This window comes from Pseudomonas sp. 3HC3 (assembly GCF_044904505.1).
Classification (GTDB): Bacteria; Pseudomonadota; Gammaproteobacteria; order Pseudomonadales; family Pseudomonadaceae; genus Aquipseudomonas; species Aquipseudomonas putida_Y.
The window spans coordinates 66,960-85,072 of sequence record NZ_JADDRH010000012.1 but is presented as its reverse complement, the minus strand read 5'-3'; the positions used below and the strand labels follow the sequence as shown (position 1 = coordinate 85,072).

Sequence of the window (18,113 nt, the reverse complement as noted above, 5' to 3'; positions counted from 1 at the left end):
CCCCTTGGTGCCCACCTCGATATTGTGTGGAACAAACAAGGCGGTCGCGCGCGTGGGTGCAGGCAATACTGGCCCGAAACAAATGTAGGAGCGAGCTTGCTCGCGATGCGCCGCGCGGGCGGCGCTCGATCCCCGAGGCACCCAATACCTCAAGGCAGGAATAACCTGAACAACCCACCCCCAAGCGCCCCGCCGTTGGAGATCTCGATCCGCCCGTGCACCCCGCCGCTTTCATGCAACGCGGCGATCCGCGCCGCAAAATACAGCCCAAGGCCGGTACTGCCGCTGGTCGAGTCGATGCCCTGGATATACTCCTCCTGGCGCTCGAGCATGTGCTTTGGATAACCCGGGCCGTCATCGTTGACGCAAATGGCCAACTGGTTGTCGGCCTCTTCGATGGTGATCAGCAAGGCGTGCCCGGCAAAGCGGGTGGCGTTGGTGATGACGTTGGAGATCACCGAGGCCACCAGTTCGCGGTCGAAGAAACCCAGCGGGTTGTCGGTGTCGATACGCCAGGTGGCTAGAATGTCGTTGTGCTTGAGCACTTCCTCGTGCGCCGCCAGCTGGGCTTCGATGAAATCATCCAGCTCATGGTAGTCCGGGCATACCGGCAACTGGTTCACACCCAGTTTGTACAAGCCCAGCAACTGCACGAGCATGCCGTTGAGGTGACGAAATTCATGCTCCATGATCCCCTGTTCGGCACCGCCGCGCAGTTCCTCTGGCAAGCGCTCCACCCACTGGCTGTGGGACTGGATCAGCGCCGACAATGAACTTTTGAGGTCGTGCACGGTGGAGGCGATCACCGTGGAAAAATCCAGCCCCTGATTGTCTTGATTCATGCGCCGAACACTCGGATGTGCAGTTTGCGGTAACGGTCATAGCGATTATCGCTGGCAGGGATGCCGGCCACGCTGGTCAAGGCGTCGCGGCACTCCTGCATGATCGCAGGCTGAGGGTTGTCACCGCCAATGCGCAGCAGCGCCTGGGCGGTGTTGAGGGCGATGCTGATGTTCTTCGGCTGTAAACCCAATGCCTTTCGGAACAGCTGCAATGCCTCGCCAAGCTGCCCTCCCTGGTAACTGCGCACACCCTGACGATTGAGGGTGACCGCTTCGGTAATGGCGTTGAGCACGCTGGGGTCATCCGTCAGCTTGCCCACTTTCTCCATGACCTTGGGGTCATCGCCATAACTTTCCACACAGTTCTTCAGCACGCCGATGGCGGCGGCTTCCTGCCCCATCGCCTGCAGTTGCGCAGCGACAGTCAGGGCCGAATCGACCGAGAAGAACTGGTTCATCTTGTCCAGGCGCTGAATCGCCTGTTCTGTCAGCTTGCCGGCCGTTTCCGGGTCGCCGGCCTGCTGCAGGCTGGCAGCCTTCATCATCCGTGCACGCACCTGCAGGCCTTGGTCCTCAGGGTTCTCCTTGGCCACTTCACTGAGCGTGGTGTTGATCTCGACCCGGGTACGGGCGTCCAGGCCGAAGCCTGCATTCTTGCTCATCAACGCCTGCACCAGGCCAAGGTTGTTTTCGGCATCCTTGTAACGCGAACTCTGCCCCTGGTTCACCGCATGACGGAACGCCTTCGATGCACTCTCGAAGTCTTCGTTCTCCAGCGCAAGCTTGCCCAGCGTCGACTGCCGACGCACCGACAATGGCGACAAGCGTACGGCTTCTTCAAGCAAATTCTGCGCGCGCCGGGTATCGCCCTGAGCCACCAGCACCTCGGCCATTCCATCGTAAAGGCCTGGCATGATCGGGAACGCTTTGAGCGCCTGCTCGTATACACCCTGGGCCTGGGCATTCTGACCACGCTTGTGCATCAGTGCGCCCAACGCAGCGTACACCCACGGCTGCGGGCGGCTGGCCAGGATGGCCTTGAGGAATTTTTCCAGTTCCTCGAAACGGTTGAGGTTGCGCAGGGCATCGGCCCGGTAGCGCAAGCACAATGGCGCCAGGCGCGGATCCTTCTTGCACAGCTCGGCGCAGGCCGCCAGTACTTCGGCCGGGCGGTTGCGGTCCAGCGCCTGCAGGATCGGTTTTAGCAACGTCTTGCGCTGGAACAGTTTCTCGACGCGCTGGGCCAGGCCAACCCGGTTGAACGGTTTGGTCAGGTAGGCATCGGGCTCGTGCTCGATGGCGCTGAGAACAATCGCCTGACTGCTCTCGGCAGTGACCATGATGAACACGCACTCATGGCTGATGTGCTTGTCGATGATCAGGTCTTCAAGCACCTGTTGCCCGTTCTTCTTGCCATCGCCCAGATGGAAGTCCTGCAGGATGAAGTCATAGCGCTTCTGCGCGCACATGCGCAGCGCCTGCTCGCCGCTGTCAGCGGTGTCCACGTCGCGCACGCCCAACTCGCGCAGCATGGAACGGGTCGACGTACGAAAGTCGGTAAAGTCGTCGACGATCAGAAAGCTCTTTTGCCCGTACTGCAGCATCAACACGACCTGCCTTGGAATGATTGAAAAATCGCGCGAGGCGATGCCACCGATAGCTGTATCGGCAGCTGGTCGGGAAAGATGAGGGTAGAGCATTGCCGGCCACAAACCATGGCGTCAGGCCATCACTTTAACGAGCAATGACCTACAGGGCCAGTATCACCCCAGCAACCCCAGGGATTTGGCCTTGGCCACCGCCTGGGTGCGCCGCTCCACGCCCAACTTGCTGTTGATGTGGCTGGCGTGGGTCTTCACCGTGTGCAGGGAAATGAACAACCGCTCGCTGATCTGCTGATTGGAACAGCCCTGGGCAATCAGTTCGAGCACGGCCAATTCGCGACCACTCAGCGCTTCGCCATTGCCCGTACTGGCGACTGGCACTGGCGGCAGATGCTTGAGCAGTTCAGCCTGCACCGGGCAAACGGCACCTGCCTGCAGTTGTTCATGAAGCCATTGCGGGTGTTTTTCCAGAAGTGGCTGCATCGGCTGCATCACGCCGCCATGAGCCGCCTCCAGTAAACTGGGCAGCAACTGCGCGGCCTGGCCTTCCTTGCCTTCGTCCAATAGCAGGGAAAGCCATTGGCACAGGGCGCTTACGGCGAGCATCATGCCGCCACTGGCCTGGCCGCGCTCTACCAGGCAAGCCAGGCGTTGCACGGCATCGTCGCTACGCAACTGGATACGATCGAGCAATGCCTGCTGCAACGCAATGTGCAAAGGCAGCAGCGGATGGAATTCCGGTGGCACCGCCGGCTGCTCACCGCCATAGGTCTGGCCCAGGCGCTGCAGCCAGGACTCCGCCAGGTCGGTACGCCCCTGGGCCAGCCACAGTTCGCATTTGACCAGGGTAATCATGGCCAGATAGTAGACCGGGGGCACATCCCATATATGCATCAAACGCTCGGCCTCGGCCAGTTCGGCAAAGGCCTCGGCAAAGTGACCTTCCCGGCCATCGAGCGTGGCAATCACGCAATGACCAATGAGCACACTGATGTCCCGGCACGCTCGCGCCTCGCCCAGCCCCGCGCGCAAACGCGCCCGGCCTTGGGCCGGCTGCAGGCGCGAGACCAACAGGTAACCTTCGTAAAGCGTCAGCCGCGCACGTACGGCATACAGCCGCTGCGCCGAAAGCCCTTGCAGACGTTGCAGCCCCTGGCGCACTTCGTCCAGCGCGCGCAGCACCTCGCCACGGGCATGCAGCACCCGCGCCCGGTCGTAATGAGCCAGCGCCTCGAACAAGGGGTTGCCGACCCGTTGGGCCAGCTCCAGGGCTTCACGGTTCCAGCCCCGGGCACGCCAGAAGTCACCATCGGCAATGGCCAGGTTGGACAGCGTCGACAAGCACACCAGACGTTGGCCATAGCGCTTGCTCGGCAGGCTCTGTAGCGCTTCGCCGCAATAGGCCAGGGTGCGCTCGCGGTCGCCACGGCCACGGGCAATCACCCCACTGAGTGCCAGCCATTGGGCCAGCATCGACTTTTGCGCGGTCGCCGAAGGCGCGGGCAGAAAGCGACTGAGGTAGGCGGCCAGCTCCTCGGCAGCATCCAACTGGCAAGCCAGGCCCAACGCCCAGCTGTACAGCACGATAAGCCGCGGCGTGCTGATCAACAGACTGTCGGGCAGGTCCATCTTCCAGCGCAGCAACATGCCGACGTTCTGCTCGGCCAGCAGTTGCTCCTCGGACAGGCTCTGCACCAGGTCGGCGGCAACATCGAGGTGGCCGGCACGCAAAGCCTGCTCCACCGCCTCATCCAGTAGGCCTTGGGCTTCAAACCAGCGGCAGGCCCGCAAATGCAGAGCCACCAGCGATTCGCTGGCCTGGCGGCTGCGCAGCAGGTCAGAGAACAAATGGTGATAGCGGAACCAGTGCCCATGCTCGTCCAGCGGCACAAGGAACACCTGATGCGCCTGCAGGAAGCTCAGGACGGCGGCACTGTCGTGACGGCCACGCAGCGCATCGCAAAGTGGAGCGCAGAAACGCTCCTGGCAGGCGGTTTCGTCCAAGAAGGCCTGCACGTCTGCAGGTAGCCTGTCGATGACCTCTTCAAGCAGGTAGTCGCGGATCAGGCCCTCGCCACCATGCAGCGCCTGGGGCAAGGCTTGCTCGTCAGCGCTGTCGCTGGCAGCCAACTGCCAGAAACGCAACCCGGCCACCCAGCCGTCGCTGCGCTGGATCAGGTTGTCCAGCGCCTGGCCGCGCAGGCCGGTAGGCTGGCGACCGATCACTGCCAGCGCCTCATCCGCGGTGAGGCGCAGGTCCTGTTCGTTAAGCTCGACCAACTGCCGGGACAGGCGCAGGCGCGCCAGGTGCCAGTCTGGCCGTTGGCGGCTGGTCACCAGCAACACCAGGCCGGGGGGCAGGTGATTGAGGAAGAACTGCAGGCAACGGTCGAGCACCGGCCCCTGGGCCAGGTGATAGTCGTCCAGCACCAGCAGCAGCGGCGTATCAGCTTGCAGGTACAGCGCCAGCTCGTCGAGCAGGCCGTCGAGCCACTCTTCAAAGGCAAACGGCTGATGGCGCTGGCGCATTTTCAGCAGGCCCATGGCCTGGCCGCCCAGTGCCGGACAGTATTGCTGCAGGCCTTCAAGCAAGCGCTCAAGGAAGCGGCCGGGGTCGGCATCCCGCTGGCTCAGGCCCAGCCACAGGCTGCGCCAGTGCTCGGGCAGCGTTTCGCAAAACTCGATGGCCAGGGAGCTTTTGCCGAAACCCGCCGGCGCATTGACCAGCAGCAGCCGCCCGCCCAAGCCGGCCTCCAGCCGCTGGCACAAACGCAGGCGCGGTACATGGCCGTCCGGCAGCGGCGGCCGGAAGAAACGCCCGTCCCGCAGGCCAAGGGCCTGACTTGCGAATCCATGCGTACGGGACAAATCTGTCATGGCCGGCTCGTTCTGGTTGGAAGACAACGGCGGTATGGATGTTTGCGAGACTAGCGGGTAATGCGGCGTATTTGAAGATGATGGGCACAATTGGCGTGGAAAAGACTGCGACAAAAAGCAACATGGCTGATGGACAGGGGCTGGGGCGGGGGTTTGGGGAGGTATTCAGGAGGTTTATTGCCTTGTCCGGCCTCTTCGCGGGTGAACCCGCTCCTACAGGGCTGCGCGGAACCTGTAGGAGCGGGTTCACCCGCGAAGAGGCCGGTTCAGGAAATAGAAACGCCCCGGCGAGCCGGGGCGTTCTGGGGATCACACGGCGTTCAGTGATCTCAGCTTAGCGAATACCCGACTGACGCAGCGCCGCTGGCTGGAAGTCGGCCTTGCTGGCGCTGAAGCCGAAGTCGTAGGCGCGTTTCTCTTCGTTCTTCATGCCCAGGGCCAGGTAACGACCGGACTGCAGGTCGTAGATGGCTTCCAGGGTGTACCAAGGCACTTCCACGTTGTAATAAGGCTGGGCGTGAGCCTCGGACACGCGCCACAGTTGGCCACGGCCGTCGTACTGGTCGATCACTGCTGCCTGCCAGGTGTCCTCATCGATATAGAAGTCACGCTTGGCGTAGATGTGCCGCTGACCCGGCTTGAGGGTTGCAACCACGTGCCAGACGCGGCGCAGCTCGTAACGGGCCAAGTCCTGGTTGATGTGCCCGGCCTTGATGATGTCGGCGTACTTGAGCTTCGGATCATCCAGTTTGAAGGCGTTCGATGCGATGTACAGCTCCTTCTTGCCTTCCAGCTTCCAGTCATAACGATCGGGTGCACCGTTGAACATGTCCAGGTTGTCCGACGTACGCAGGCCGTCGGCGGCGGTACCCGGGCCGTCATACGACACTTGCGGTGCCATGCGCACACGGCGTTGGCCGGCGTTGTAGATCCATGCCTTGCGCGGCTCCTTCACCTGGTCGAGGGTTTCGTGCACCAGCAGCACAGTCCCGGCCAGGCGCGCAGGCGCAGTAACTTCCTGTTTGAAGTAGAACAGGATGTTGCCTGGGTTGTTCGGGTCGTAGTCCTTCATCTTGTCGCGGAAGACGAACTGGTCGGAGAAGTACACGGGGTTGAACGAGCCGTTCTGCTGCGGTGTGGCCTGGGTCACCAGGCGGCTGACACTGCCGCCGCGGTAGCGGGTGATGTGGTTCCAGATCACCTCAAGGCCGCTTTTCGGGATCGGGAACGGCACCGCCGTGCGGAAGTTGCTAAGGCCGTTGCCGCCCTCCACCAGGGTGGTTTTGGTGGCGTTTTCCTTGATGGCAGCGAACACATCGGCCGGGACGGTTGCGCCGCGGTGGGTCTTGAACACCGGGATCTTGTAGGTGTTCGGGTAGCGCTTGAACATGGCCAACTGGCCGGGCGAGAGCTTGTCCTTGTACTGGTCGGCATTCTGCGCCGTGATGGTGAACAGCGGCTTTTCACTGCCGTACGGGTCGGACAGGAAGCCCTTGCCGTCAACACTGCCTGCGGTCTTCGACAGCGGCTCCCACGGGCCGATGGAGCCGTCGGCGTTGCCGGCTTTCTCGGCGCCCATCGGGGTCAGGGTGCTGCCCAGCTTGGCCGCCTCGTCGGCGGATACCGCAGCCATGACGCTGGTCGCCAGCAGGGACAGGCCCAGTACACCGGCTTGCAGCAGACTTCTGGTCTTGTTCATGTCGTGTCGTCCTGGATCTGTATGCTTAGAAGTTCACGCCGAAGCTGAGGGCGACGAAGTCGCGGTCATCCACGGTGCTGTACTTGCCATCGAAGAAGTTGGTGTACGAGAGGCTCGCCGTGTAGGTTTGCTGATACTCGGCATCCAGGCCCAGGCTGACAGCCTTGCGGCCTTCCTCGAAGTTGCCGCCAGGGCCGGGCGAGTAGCCGGAGACATCATGCGACCAGGCCACGCTTGGTTTGAGGTTGACCCCGGCGAATACGTCGTTGTAGTCCCAGATGGCACGGGCGCGGTAGCCCCAGGAGGTCGAGGTGGTAAAGCCGTCGTTTTCGCAGTTGCGATCAAGGTTCGCGGTTGAGGAGCCAAGCCCCGAACCGACGATGGTGGCACCGTTGAGAGTGGCGCAGGTGCCGTTTGGCAATGGGCCCGGGCCATAGACCGGGTCACGCCCGTAGCGCGCCTTGCTGTTGCTTTCCAGCCCACCCACATGGGTAACGCCGACTTCGCCGACCACGGTAAGGCGGCTGGCACCCATGACCTGGTCGAAGAAGTGCGTGAAGGTGGTCTGGAACTGGGTGACCTCCTTGCGCCGGTAGCCGTGCAGGTCTTGTCCTGGAGTGCCAGTCAGCACCGAGGCATTGTTGTAGGGCGCTCTATCGATCGGCCTTACACCGGCAAACAGAATATCTGTGGAGTTGAGTTGCACTGGAGCGTTAGGGCGGTAGCTAAGTTCGCCGCTCCAGGCCGTGCCAGTAGGCAATGTGGTGGAGAAGCTCAGCCCGTACAGACGGATGTCTTCCGGATACTCGACGAAGTACTGGGAGTTGCCTGCAATGATCAACGGCGCCAGCGCTCGTACCGCAGGTGACGCGAGTGGGTTGTTCACCAGGTTGAACAGCGCCTGCGGCGCCCCGGTAGCACTGAAGATCGGTGCCCGGCTATGGTAGTTCATGAAGTAGGCACCGAACTCGGTATCCAGCGGCTCGAACATGTAGCGGAACGCGACGCCGAACTGGCCGCTGTCACGCGCATCGCGGTCGGCGCCACGCGGTACTTTCACACCCTCGCTGTTCACGTCCACACCAAATGCCGACAAACCGGCAAGCGCCTGGGGCGACAACGCCCTGCTACTGTTCAACACCCGCAGATTGTCACTGCAACCATCGGCAATGATGTCCGGCTGGGAGAAGAAAGTGCCGCAGTTATCGACGACCGTCTGGTCCCACTCGAGCTGGTAGAAGGCCTCGGCCGACAGGTTGTCGGTCAGGCTCTGCGAAACGTAGAACATGTTGACCGGAATCAGGCCTTCCTTGATCTCGGCCCCGGGGCGGCGGAACGCCGACACGTCGATGGGGTTGATCGCGTTGATGCCGCCGCCGATGAAGGTACTTTCGCCCCAGCTCACCACCTGCTTGCCAAAACGCACCGAGCCAGGCTGATCGCCGATGGCGTAGTTGTGATAGACAAAGGCGTCGAGCAGCTCGGCGCCGGACGACTTGGCGCCTTCCTTGCGGTTGGAGTCGCTGATGTCCTTGAACTCGCGGCCTTCGTCCTTCAGTTCGAAGTCGTACCAGTACTTGCCACGGACGAACACACCGGTGTCGCCGTACTTGAGCTCCAGGTCATGAATGCCTTTGAAGATCTTGGAGAAGGTTTCGCCCTTCTTGAAGTTCAGGTGGCCATCGTCGGACGTCTGTGACAGGCCCTTGCCGCCGTTGTTCACCCCTATCAGGTTCTTGTTGGGGTTGGCCGTCGACCAGCTGGCGCCGATGGAGAGCGACGAGTCGAACTGGCCTTCGATTTCACCAATGTTGAAACTGACAGCGAAAGCAGGACTTGCGAGCGTGGAAGCAAGGCTGACGGCCAAGGGCAGCTTGGCCCGGCGCCAGAACAGGTTTGCAGATTTCATCGACGCTACTCCATGTACTTTTTTGTTATGGCAGTGAGTCCTTTCAAGAACGGCCCGAGCGACCGGATTGCAGGCTTGCACCTGCGGCGACACAACTTGCGCATGTCGCCCTCCCCCATTCCTGAAAATCCCCTGGCCCCGACTATAGCCAGCAGGCACAGGCGCTTGATCCCTCTAAAGTGTGATTTGCGCTCCATGCCACCAACTCGCTGCAGTTTTGCTCCGGTTGCGGGCTGGCAATGCTCAAGGATGGCGCATTTCTGCCGTTTGGCAAGGCGGCGGGCTCTCTAGCATGCGGGTCGCGCCCTGACGTACGCGACCCGCACAAAGGTTACAACGTGGAAAGAAATGCGCTGTTGCTGGCCTGCCACTGGACGATGTCCTGGCGGATGCGTTTCTTGTCGAGCTTGCCGACACTGGTCTTGGGAATTTCAGTAACAACGGCGACCTGGCTTGGAATCGCCCACTTGTTGATGTGACCTTGCTCAACGAACGGCTTGAGGTGTTCCTTCAGCGCCTTGGCGTCGATATCGTGGCCGTCACGTACCACCAGCAGGGCAAACGGGCGCTCCCCCCACTGCGGGTCGGCCACCCCCACCACCGCCACTTCGCGCACGGCCGGGTGGCGGCTGATCAGGTCTTCCAGGTCGAGCGAGGAAACCCACTCGCCACCGGTCTTGATCACATCCTTGATGCGGTCGCGGATGTCGATGTAGCCCATGCCGTCGAGGGTGGCGACGTCACCGGTGTGCAGCCAGCCGCCCAGCCACAGCTCCTCGCTCTTCTCCGGTTCCTTGAAGTAGCCCATGGTCAGCCACGGCGCACGCAGTACCAGCTCGCCCTGGGTTTCACCATCGGCGGGCAGGAAGTTGCCTTCGCCGTCGACGATGGCCGCTTCGACCAACGGCACCGGCACACCGGCCTTGATTCGGTAGGTGACGCGCTCATCTTCGCTGCCGGCCTGCAATTCATCGTTCAGGTGTGCGGCCGAAATCAGCGGGCAGGTTTCCGACATGCCATACGCGGCGGTCAGCTGGATGCCGCGTGCAAGGGCGGCCTGGTACAGAGACCGGTTGAGCGAACTGCCGCCGATGATGATCTTCCAGCCGCCGAAGTCCTGCTCCTGGGCGTTCGGGCAGTTGAGCAGCATCTGCAGGATGGTCGGTACGCAGTGGGAGAAGGTGACCTTCTCTTCGCGCCAAAGCTTGACCAGCATGTCCGGCTCGTAGCGCCCCGGGTACACCTGCTTCATACCGAGCATGGTGGCAGCGTAAGGGATGCCCCAGGCATGCACGTGGAACATCGGGGTGATGGGCATGTACACGTCGTTGCTGCCCAGCAGGCGCACGCTGTCGATACTGCCGGTGACCGAGGCTTCGGCCAGTGTGTGCAGTACCAGTTGCCGGTGGGTGAAATACACGCCCTTGGGGTTACCGGTGGTGCCAGTGGTGTAGAAGGTGGTGGCTACCGAGTTCTCGTCGAAGTCCGGGAAGTCGTAGCGCGGGCTGGCGGCAGCCAGCAGCTGCTCATACTCGCCGACCAGGTCGGGCAGTTCGGCAGTCTTGTCCGGGCCATCAGTCAGCAGCAAGGTCTTGTCGACAGTGGTCAGCTGCCCGGCAATGGCCTGGTACAGGCCGACGAAGTCGCTGTTGACCAGCACCACCCGGTCTTCGGCGTGGTTCATGGTGTAAAGGATCTGCTCGGGCGACAGGCGCACGTTGATGGTGTGCACCACGGCACCGATCATCGGGATGGCGAACATGCATTCCAGGTAGCGATGGCTGTCCCAGTCCATCACCGCCACGGTGTCCCCGGCCTTGACCCCGGCCTCGGTCAGCACATTGGCCAGGCGGGCAATGCGCTCGTTGAGCTGTGGATACGTCAGCCGCAGCTGGTCGCGATAGACGATTTCGCGGGTCTTTTCATAGCGGCTGCCGGACATCAGCAGGCGCTTGATCAGCAATGGATAGGCATAGGCGCCCTCGGCGGGCTTGATGATGCGTGTCTGCAACATGGGGATCCCTTTTCTGAAAAGCGGGCCGGACAAGTCTGGGATTACTGTAGTTCGCCAATGTGACGGCCAAATCAGCCGAAGGAATGATTTGCGCGGCAGAGGTATGAGTGGCGGGCGTTGACGGGCAGCAAGGTTGAGCTAGACACTGCGGCGTCGGCTTCAGGTTTGCACCGAAGCCGAGGGCCTCTTCGCCGGCAAGCCCGCTCCTGCAAGGGTTGTGGTGACCTTGTGGGCGCGGGCATGCCCGCAAATGGCCACAACGCCCTTATCCCTCCCTGCCACCGGAGATCTTCATGCCCAGCCCGCGTCGCGCCGTGTTTCTCGATCACCAGTCCCTGGACCTTGGCGACCTCGACCTTTCGCCCCTGAAGCAGCAGTTCGACGCATTCGAACTGTTCGCCGCGACCCGCCCGGAACAGGTCGCGGAACGCTTGCAGGGCGCCGTGGCAGTGGTCAGCAACAAAGTCATGCTCGACGCCGCTACCCTGGCCGCCAACCCGCAACTGAAGCTGATCCTGGTGGCCGCTACCGGCACCAACAATGTCGACCTGGCCGCCGCCCGCGCCCAGGGCATCACCGTGTGCAACTGCCAGGGCTACGGTACGCCGTCTGTCGCCCAGCATACCCTGGCCCTGCTGCTGGCCCTGGCCACCCGCCTGTGCGACTACAACCAGGCGGTAGCCGAAGGCCAGTGGGCCAAGGCCAGCCAGTTCTGCCTGCTGGACTTTCCTATCGTCGAACTGGAAGGCAAAACCCTCGGTCTGCTCGGCCACGGTGAACTGGGCGGCGCCGTGGCGAGGCTGGCCGAAGCCTTTGGTATGCGCGTACTGAGCGGGCAGATCCCTGGCCGCCCGGAGCGCGCCGACCGGCTGCCGCTGGACGAGTTGCTGCCGCAAGTCGACGCCTTGACCCTGCATTGCCCGCTGAACGAGCACACCCGGCATATGCTCGGTGCCCGCGAACTGGCCCTGCTCAAGCCCAATGCGCTGGTGGTCAACACCGCCCGTGGCGGCCTGATCGACGAACAGGCGTTGGCAGACGCCCTGCGCGGTGGTTACTTGGGCGGCGCGGCCACCGACGTGCTGAGCGTGGAGCCGCCGATCAACGGTAACCCGCTGCTGGAGCCCGGCATCCCGCGCCTGATCATCACCCCGCACAGCGCCTGGGGTGCCGTGGAGTCACGCCAGCGCATCGTCGGCCAGCTCAGCGAGAATGCCCAGGCCTTCTTCGCCGGGCAGCCACGCCGCGTGGTCAGCTGAGCCGGGCGCCTGCCTCTGCTACACTGCGCCACTTTTTTCCAGGAGACGTCGTCCATGGACCCGCGCAGTGAAGTGTTGCTCCGCCAGGCAGAGCTGTTTCAGGGGCCGCTGCTGATCGCCGGCGCCCCCGCCGACGACCTGCTCGGCCAGTTGCCTCAGGCCCAGGCCTGGACTTGGCATGCCGGCGATCAGGCCATGCTCGAAAGCCGCTTCGCAGGCCGCAGCCATTACGGCGTCGAGGCCCCTGAAGCAGCATTCGACAGCGCCGTGCTGTTCCTGCCCAAATCCCGCGAGTTGGCCGCCTACCTGCTCAACGCCCTGGCGTCGCGCCTGGCTGGCCGCGAGCTGTACCTGGTCGGTGAGAAGCGCGGAGGCATCGAGGGCGCGGCCAAGCAGTTGCAGGCCTTTGGCAAGCCACGCAAACTCGACAGCGCCCGGCACTGCCAGCTGTGGCAAGTGACAATCGACCAGGCGCCGCAGGCAAAACCGCTGGAAAGCCTGGCCGAGCGCTTCGAGCTGGCCCTGGAAGACGGCCCGCTGCAGGTGGTCAGCCTGCCTGGGGTATTCAGCCATGGCCGACTCGACCGAGGTACCGCCCTGCTACTGAAGCATCTTGACGGCCTGCCCGGTGGCCACATGCTGGACTTTGGCTGCGGTGCCGGGGTGTTGGGTGCCACGCTCAAACGCCGATACCCACAAAGCCGGGTGACCTTGCTGGACGTGGATGCCTTTGCCGTGGCAGCCAGCCGCCTGACGCTGGCTGCCAACGGCCTGGAAGGCGAAGTGATCAGCGGCGATGGCATTGACGCAGCCCCAACCGAACTGAGCCTTATTCTGAGTAACCCGCCGTTCCACACCGGCGTTCATACCAACTATCAAGCTTCAGAAAACTTGCTGAAAAAATCGGCCGTTCATCTGCGAAAAGGTGGCGAAATGCGCTTGGTGGCCAACAGCTTCCTGCGCTACCAGCCACTGATCGAAGGGGCATTGGGCAACTGCCAAGTATGCGACGAGGCCGACGGTTTCCGCATCTACCAGGCAACTCACGGATAAAAACAGCGCTTGCCGAAAGCGTTTTGCCTAGGCAGAATCCGCACCGTCCTAGGGGAGTAGTCTCCCGCGAGCACCCAGCTCGCCCGGTACGCGTCAACATACTTGGTCCACAGACCATGGCGCGTGCGACCCACCATGCAAGCCTGCATGGCGAGATCCGCATAGACGGATCGAGGGTTTGACAAGACCTATGACACGCACACCTTACCCGGGGCGGGAAGGCTGTACGTGTCATAGCCGTGTCGACCCGCCCCCGTAGGAATCCTGATGCTGGAATCTCTGTTGGTCCCCACCGCTATCGTTGCCTTGGCCGAGATCGGCGACAAGACGCAACTGCTCGCACTCATTCTCGCTGCCCGCTTCCGCAAACCCTGGCCGATCATCGCCGGCATCATCGCCGCCACCCTGGCCAACCATGCTGCAGCTGGTGCCGTGGGGGCTTGGGTCGGCAGCTTCTTCAGCGAATCGGCGCTGCACTGGATCCTGGCCGCGAGCTTTACCGCCACCGCACTGTGGACCCTGGTGCCGGACAAAATGGATGACGACGAGAACCCGGCGCGCCGGTTCGGGCCGTTCCTGACGACACTGATTGCGTTCTTCCTGGCCGAAATCGGCGACAAGACCCAGGTCGCCACCGTGATGCTGGCTGCGCAGTATCCGCACCTGATCATGGTCATTATCGGCACTACCCTGGGCATGCTGATTGCCAACGTGCCGGTGGTGCTGGCGGGCAACTTCGCGGCTGACAAACTGCCGCTGACGCTGATTCGCCGCCTGGCGGCAACGGCGTTCTTCGTGCTGGCGATCGTGGCCGTCTATTCGGCAATGAAGACCAGTGGCTGGATTGGGTAAAGGGAAAAACGGGGGCTGCCATGCAGCCCCAGGATTCAGGCAGTTACGGTTTGGCTGCAGCCTGATACAGCGGCATCACCTTCGGAATCGCCGCCTGCAGCGAAGCAATGCGGCTCGCGGACGCCGGGTGAGTACTCATGAACTCAGGCGGTGCACCTTCGGAAGCCTTGCTCATCTTGTTCCACAAGGTGATCGCGGCATTCGGGTCGTAGCCGGCACGGGCCGACAGCTCCAGGCCAATAAGGTCGGCCTCGTTCTCGTTGGCCCGGCTGTTGGGCAAGGTCATGGCGTAGTTCACCACCGTGTCGGCCATGGCCATGCTGCTCTGGCCGAGGCCGAAGATGGCACCGGCACCCTGGCGAGCCATTTCCACACCGTATGCCTTGGACATGGCCTCGCGGCTATGCTCACGCAAGGCGTGGGCAATCTCGTGCCCCACCACTGCGGCAATTTCCGCATCGGTGAGCTTGAGCTGATCGATCAGCCCGGTGTAAACGATGATCTTGCCACCCGGGCCGCAGTTGGCGTTCAGTTCGTCACTCTTGATCACGTTGACTTGCCAGTCCCACTGCGCGGCATCCGGGCGGAATTTGGGCGCCTGGGCGATCAGGCGGTTGGCAATGGCCTGCACACGCCTGGCATCGGCACTGGACTTGTCGAGCACACCCTTGCTCGATGCTTCACCCAAGGTCTGCTGATACGACTGGGCGTACATCTGATTGACCTCGTCGGTCGAGAGCATGCTGAACATGTACTGCTGGCGCTCGACGCCAACAGCACCGCCGCTGGTGGTATTCACCGCCTGGCAGCCGGCCAGCAGGATGCCAGCACTCAACAGGCTGACGACAAAAGACTTACGCATGAAAACACTCCCTTTTTACATGCGCCGTATCCTAGGCCGAGTCGCCAGTGGCTGCCATAGCCGCAGGGAAGATTTTCGTCGCCTGTACCGGCCTCTTCGCGGGCAAGCCCGCTCCTACAAGGGGAACACGACCGTTGGTAGGAGCGGGCTTGCCCGCGAAAGGGCCGGCACAGGCACCCCATCAATCCCGCTTCGGCTCATTGACGAAATTGGCCGCCTTGGCCGCCTTGGCCGCTGGGAGGATTTTCGTCGACTGTACCGATCCCTTCGCGGGCAAGCCCGCCCGTACAGGGGAACACGACCGTTGTAGGAGCGGGCTTGCCCGCGAAAGGACCGGCGCAGACAACCCATCAAGCCGGGGTCAGGCACTCCGGCGCATCCAGCTTCGGGTCATTGACGAAATTGGCCAAGGCCCGCTCACGCAACGTCGCCGGTGGGCTGGCCAGAAGCTCGTGCAAGCGGGCAACCGGCGTATCCGGGTCAAGCCAGGCCGCCTGCCCCGCTTCGTCGAGTATGAGCGGCCGGCGCTGGTTCATGGCGGCCTGGGTCACCACCGCGCAACTCAGCCATACCTGGTCCTGCACCGGGTAGGCTTCCCAAACCGCCGCAAAGTACAACGACGCCCCCTCCCCCGGGGTCAACCAATACGGGCGTTTGCGCACACTGCCACGCCATTCGTAAAAGCCGTTGGCCGGCATCAGGCAGCGGCGCTGGCGAAACGCATCGCGAAACATCGGCTGTTCGGCCAGCGTTTCGGCGCGGGCATGGGCAGGGGTGCGGGAGAGGTCGGTGAGCCAGGCCGGGGTCAACCCCCAGCGCGCCTTGGCCAGTTGTTGCTGGCCGTCAAACTGACGCTGGATCAGCACCGACGCCCCAGGCGATATATTCCATTGGGCCGGCTGACCGACGGGGAAGCCCGGCAGACTGGCAAGGGCCTGAGGCCAGCGAAACAGGGCATAACGTCCACACATGGGCGAATTCAGAACCTAGCAGATCAAGGTACCGGGGACATTCTCCGGTTCGTCGCCAACCAATGGCTGGGCATCATTGTACGCATCGATCAGCCGCCGTGCGCATTCGGCCTGCTCATCAGTGACAATGAGCCCCAGCAGCCCCTGCAAAGGCAGCTCGCCGGCGGCACCGAGCAGGTCACGGCCGACCACGTGCACCTCGATCCCCTCGCTGGCAAGCATGCCTGCCAGCATTTCCGCTTCGAGCAGGCTTTCCGGTTCGTAGATGCGCTGCATCAGGTGTCGTCCTCGCGGCGGACTTCGAGCATCCATTCGTCACCGTGCACCTGCAGAATGCACACCACAGGCTGGCAGCACACCTGGCAATCCTCGGTATAAACCTGGTCGCCAGCAGATAGATCGACGGTAGTTTCCACACGTTCGCCACAATAAGGGCAATCATAGAAGTCGGTTTCCAGCATCGCGGCCTCCGCAGTGACTTATGCGTATAATTGCCGGTCTGTTTACAGGGTCTGTGTGCGTCCGAGCCGTTTTTCGGAGCCCGTCCCTACCTTATTACCCTAGCCGTTTCCAACAAGAGAGCATGATGGGCGAATTCGATGCCATCCGACCGTACGACGACGCTGAGGTCCCTGCCGTTCTGGCACGCCTGCTCAGCGACCCGGCATTCCTCGATATCCTCACCCACTTCCGCTTTCCGCGGGCGGCCGGTGCTCTCGGCTGGTTGCTCAAGCCCCTGATTGCACGCCGCCTGCGCAAGGAATTCGCCGGCGTTACCTGTGTCTCGACCTTGCAGGACAAAGTCGAGTACTACGTCGACCAGACCATCGATCGCGCCACCGACGGCGTCACCTACTCGGGTGTGGAACAGCTCAAGGCCGGCACCGCCTACCTGTTCCTGGCCAACCACCGTGACATCGTCATGGACCCGGCCTTCGTCAACTATGCGGTGTACCACGCCGGCCTGCCCACGCCGCGCATCGCCATTGGCGACAACCTGCTGCAAAAGCCCTTTGTCAGCGACATGATGCGCCTGAACAAGAGCTTCATCGTGCACCGTTCGATCAGCGGGCGACGCGAAAAACTGGCTGCTTACCAGCTGCTATCGGCCTACATCAACCACTCGATCCGCAACGATGCCACCTCGATCTGGATCGCCCAGGCCGAAGGTCGGGCCAAGGACGGTGACGACCGCACCGATTCGGCGATCCTCAAGATGTTCCACATGAGCCGCAAGGACGAGCCGTTCGGTGCAGTGATCCAGAGCCTGAACCTGACCCCGGTGTCGATCAGCTACGAGTATGACCCGTGCGACCAGGCCAAGGCCCGGGAGCTGTACATCCGCGCCACCACCGGCACCTACAAGAAGGCGCCCGGCGAAGATGACAACAGCATTGCCAAAGGCATTACCGGCTACAAGGGCCGCGTGCACATCAATTTCGCCCCGCCGGTAACCGAGTACCACGAAGACACCAAGCAGCTGGCGGCGGAGATCGACCGGCAGATTCTGGGGGGCTACCGACTGTTCCCGGTGCATTACCTGGCGTATGCGATGTGGGAGGGCAAGGACGAAGCCCTGCAGGTGCCAAGCGCCGAGAAGGTGTTCCCGGCGGATGAGCTGGCCAAGGCCAAGGAAGAATGGCAACGGCGTCTGGATGCCTGCCCGCAAGAGCAGCGGCCATACCTGGTGTTGCAGTATGCGACGCCGGTGCGCAACCAGTACCAGGTCAGACAGCAGGCTCCTGTAGCCTGATCAGGTTTGGGGCTGCCTTGCGGCCCCGATGGTTCTCAGACCCAGGTGCTGAACCAGGACAGCAGCAGCGCCATCGCCAGGCACGAAAAGCCAAGAATGTAGAAGTATTTCGGCACTCGAAGGTCGGATGCGTCCACTACCCCCTCGTCTACTGCCATGTACTCGCGGGTTTCGGCCTCGCGCCGCCGCGCACTGTGCAGCAGCAAACCGCCCGGGCAGGTCAGCAGCAGCGCCAGCAGGTTGATCAGCTTGGTGGGGTGGGCGGCCAGGAACCCCCAGAGCACTTGCAAGGACATCACGCAACCTCGGTGTGAGCAACGGCAAAGGCCAGCATTCTACCCAAGTCGCACCTTGGTGCCCGGCCTTGGCGACAAACTGTCATTAAATTTCATCTGTCATCCGCTCGTCATCAATACAG

Annotated in this window: 15 protein-coding genes and 1 riboswitch; of the genes, 4 read left to right on the top strand and 11 right to left on the bottom strand. The window is 62.5% G+C overall.

What is annotated here, in order from left to right; genetic code table 11:
• Positions 1 to 149 precede the first annotated feature (149 nt).
• The 6 genes from INQ47_RS17065 to INQ47_RS17040 all read right to left on the bottom strand — a co-directional run bounded on the left by INQ47_RS17065 (position 150) and on the right by INQ47_RS17040 (position 10,945).
• Positions 150 to 842, bottom strand: a complete 693-nt coding sequence (locus INQ47_RS17065) for a sensor histidine kinase KdpD (protein WP_252458579.1) — start codon at positions 840 to 842, stop codon at positions 150 to 152.
• Positions 839 to 2,446 carry a tetratricopeptide repeat-containing response regulator gene (locus INQ47_RS17060; protein ID WP_003247330.1) on the bottom strand — a complete coding sequence of 536 codons (1,608 nt, stop codon included), beginning with the start codon at positions 2,444 to 2,446 and terminating at the stop codon, positions 839 to 841. Before INQ47_RS17060 ends, INQ47_RS17065 begins: the two co-directional genes overlap by 4 nt.
• Positions 2,447 to 2,605: 159 nt before the next feature.
• On the bottom strand, positions 2,606 to 5,323 hold the full coding sequence (locus INQ47_RS17055) for a LuxR C-terminal-related transcriptional regulator (protein ID WP_404702160.1): 2,718 nt from the start codon (positions 5,321 to 5,323) through the stop codon (positions 2,606 to 2,608).
• 334 nt (positions 5,324 to 5,657) lie between these two features.
• Positions 5,658 to 7,022 carry a DUF1329 domain-containing protein gene (locus INQ47_RS17050; RefSeq protein WP_252460485.1) on the bottom strand — a complete coding sequence of 455 codons (1,365 nt, stop codon included), beginning with the start codon at positions 7,020 to 7,022 and terminating at the stop codon, positions 5,658 to 5,660.
• Between the two features lie 25 nt (positions 7,023 to 7,047).
• A complete protein-coding gene (locus INQ47_RS17045) occupies positions 7,048 to 8,931 on the bottom strand; it encodes a DUF1302 domain-containing protein (protein WP_404702159.1) in 1,884 nt (627 codons plus the stop codon).
• Between the two features lie 331 nt (positions 8,932 to 9,262).
• Entirely contained in the window at positions 9,263 to 10,945 is a 1,683-nt protein-coding gene (locus INQ47_RS17040; RefSeq protein WP_404702158.1) for a fatty acid--CoA ligase, read from the bottom strand.
• Positions 10,946 to 11,238: 293 nt separating this feature from the next.
• Between INQ47_RS17040 and INQ47_RS17035 the strand changes: the two genes are divergently transcribed.
• From INQ47_RS17035 to INQ47_RS17025, 3 genes are all read left to right on the top strand, one after another.
• Positions 11,239 to 12,204: a 2-hydroxyacid dehydrogenase gene (locus INQ47_RS17035; protein WP_404702157.1), complete on the top strand. Its 966-nt coding sequence runs from the start codon at positions 11,239 to 11,241 to the stop codon at positions 12,202 to 12,204.
• A gap of 54 nt (positions 12,205 to 12,258) precedes the next feature.
• A complete protein-coding gene (locus INQ47_RS17030; RefSeq protein ID WP_404702156.1) occupies positions 12,259 to 13,257 on the top strand; it encodes a methyltransferase in 999 nt (332 codons plus the stop codon).
• Between the two features lie 39 nt (positions 13,258 to 13,296).
• Positions 13,297 to 13,436: riboswitch (yybP-ykoY riboswitch) on the top strand.
• Positions 13,437 to 13,527: 91 nt separating this feature from the next.
• On the top strand, positions 13,528 to 14,109 hold the full coding sequence (locus INQ47_RS17025; protein WP_172402786.1) for a TMEM165/GDT1 family protein: 582 nt from the start codon (positions 13,528 to 13,530) through the stop codon (positions 14,107 to 14,109).
• Between the two features lie 43 nt (positions 14,110 to 14,152).
• Here INQ47_RS17025 and INQ47_RS17020 read toward each other — a convergent pair whose 3' ends face one another.
• The 4 genes from INQ47_RS17020 to INQ47_RS17005 all read right to left on the bottom strand — a co-directional run bounded on the left by INQ47_RS17020 (position 14,153) and on the right by INQ47_RS17005 (position 16,403).
• Entirely contained in the window at positions 14,153 to 14,971 is an 819-nt protein-coding gene (locus INQ47_RS17020) for a M48 family metallopeptidase (RefSeq protein WP_021783481.1), read from the bottom strand.
• A gap of 350 nt (positions 14,972 to 15,321) precedes the next feature.
• On the bottom strand, positions 15,322 to 15,942 hold the full coding sequence (locus INQ47_RS17015; protein WP_404702155.1) for an SOS response-associated peptidase: 621 nt from the start codon (positions 15,940 to 15,942) through the stop codon (positions 15,322 to 15,324).
• 15 nt (positions 15,943 to 15,957) lie between these two features.
• On the bottom strand, positions 15,958 to 16,218 hold the full coding sequence (locus INQ47_RS17010) for a putative signal transducing protein (RefSeq protein WP_404702154.1): 261 nt from the start codon (positions 16,216 to 16,218) through the stop codon (positions 15,958 to 15,960).
• On the bottom strand, positions 16,218 to 16,403 hold the full coding sequence (locus tag INQ47_RS17005; RefSeq protein ID WP_010951999.1) for a CPXCG motif-containing cysteine-rich protein: 186 nt from the start codon (positions 16,401 to 16,403) through the stop codon (positions 16,218 to 16,220). The genes INQ47_RS17010 and INQ47_RS17005 overlap by 1 nt, the downstream gene beginning before the upstream one ends.
• 122 nt (positions 16,404 to 16,525) lie before the next feature.
• Here INQ47_RS17005 and INQ47_RS17000 point away from each other — a divergent pair, with 122 nt between their 5' ends.
• Positions 16,526 to 17,695, top strand: a complete 1,170-nt coding sequence (locus tag INQ47_RS17000; protein WP_014589682.1) for a 1-acyl-sn-glycerol-3-phosphate acyltransferase — start codon at positions 16,526 to 16,528, stop codon at positions 17,693 to 17,695.
• A gap of 35 nt (positions 17,696 to 17,730) precedes the next feature.
• Here INQ47_RS17000 and INQ47_RS16995 read toward each other — a convergent pair whose 3' ends face one another.
• The gene (locus INQ47_RS16995) at positions 17,731 to 17,991 is read right to left on the bottom strand and encodes a hypothetical protein (protein ID WP_252460291.1); all 261 of its coding nucleotides are present in this window, start codon (positions 17,989 to 17,991) and stop codon (positions 17,731 to 17,733) included.
• Between the last annotated feature and the right edge of the window lie 122 nt (positions 17,992 to 18,113).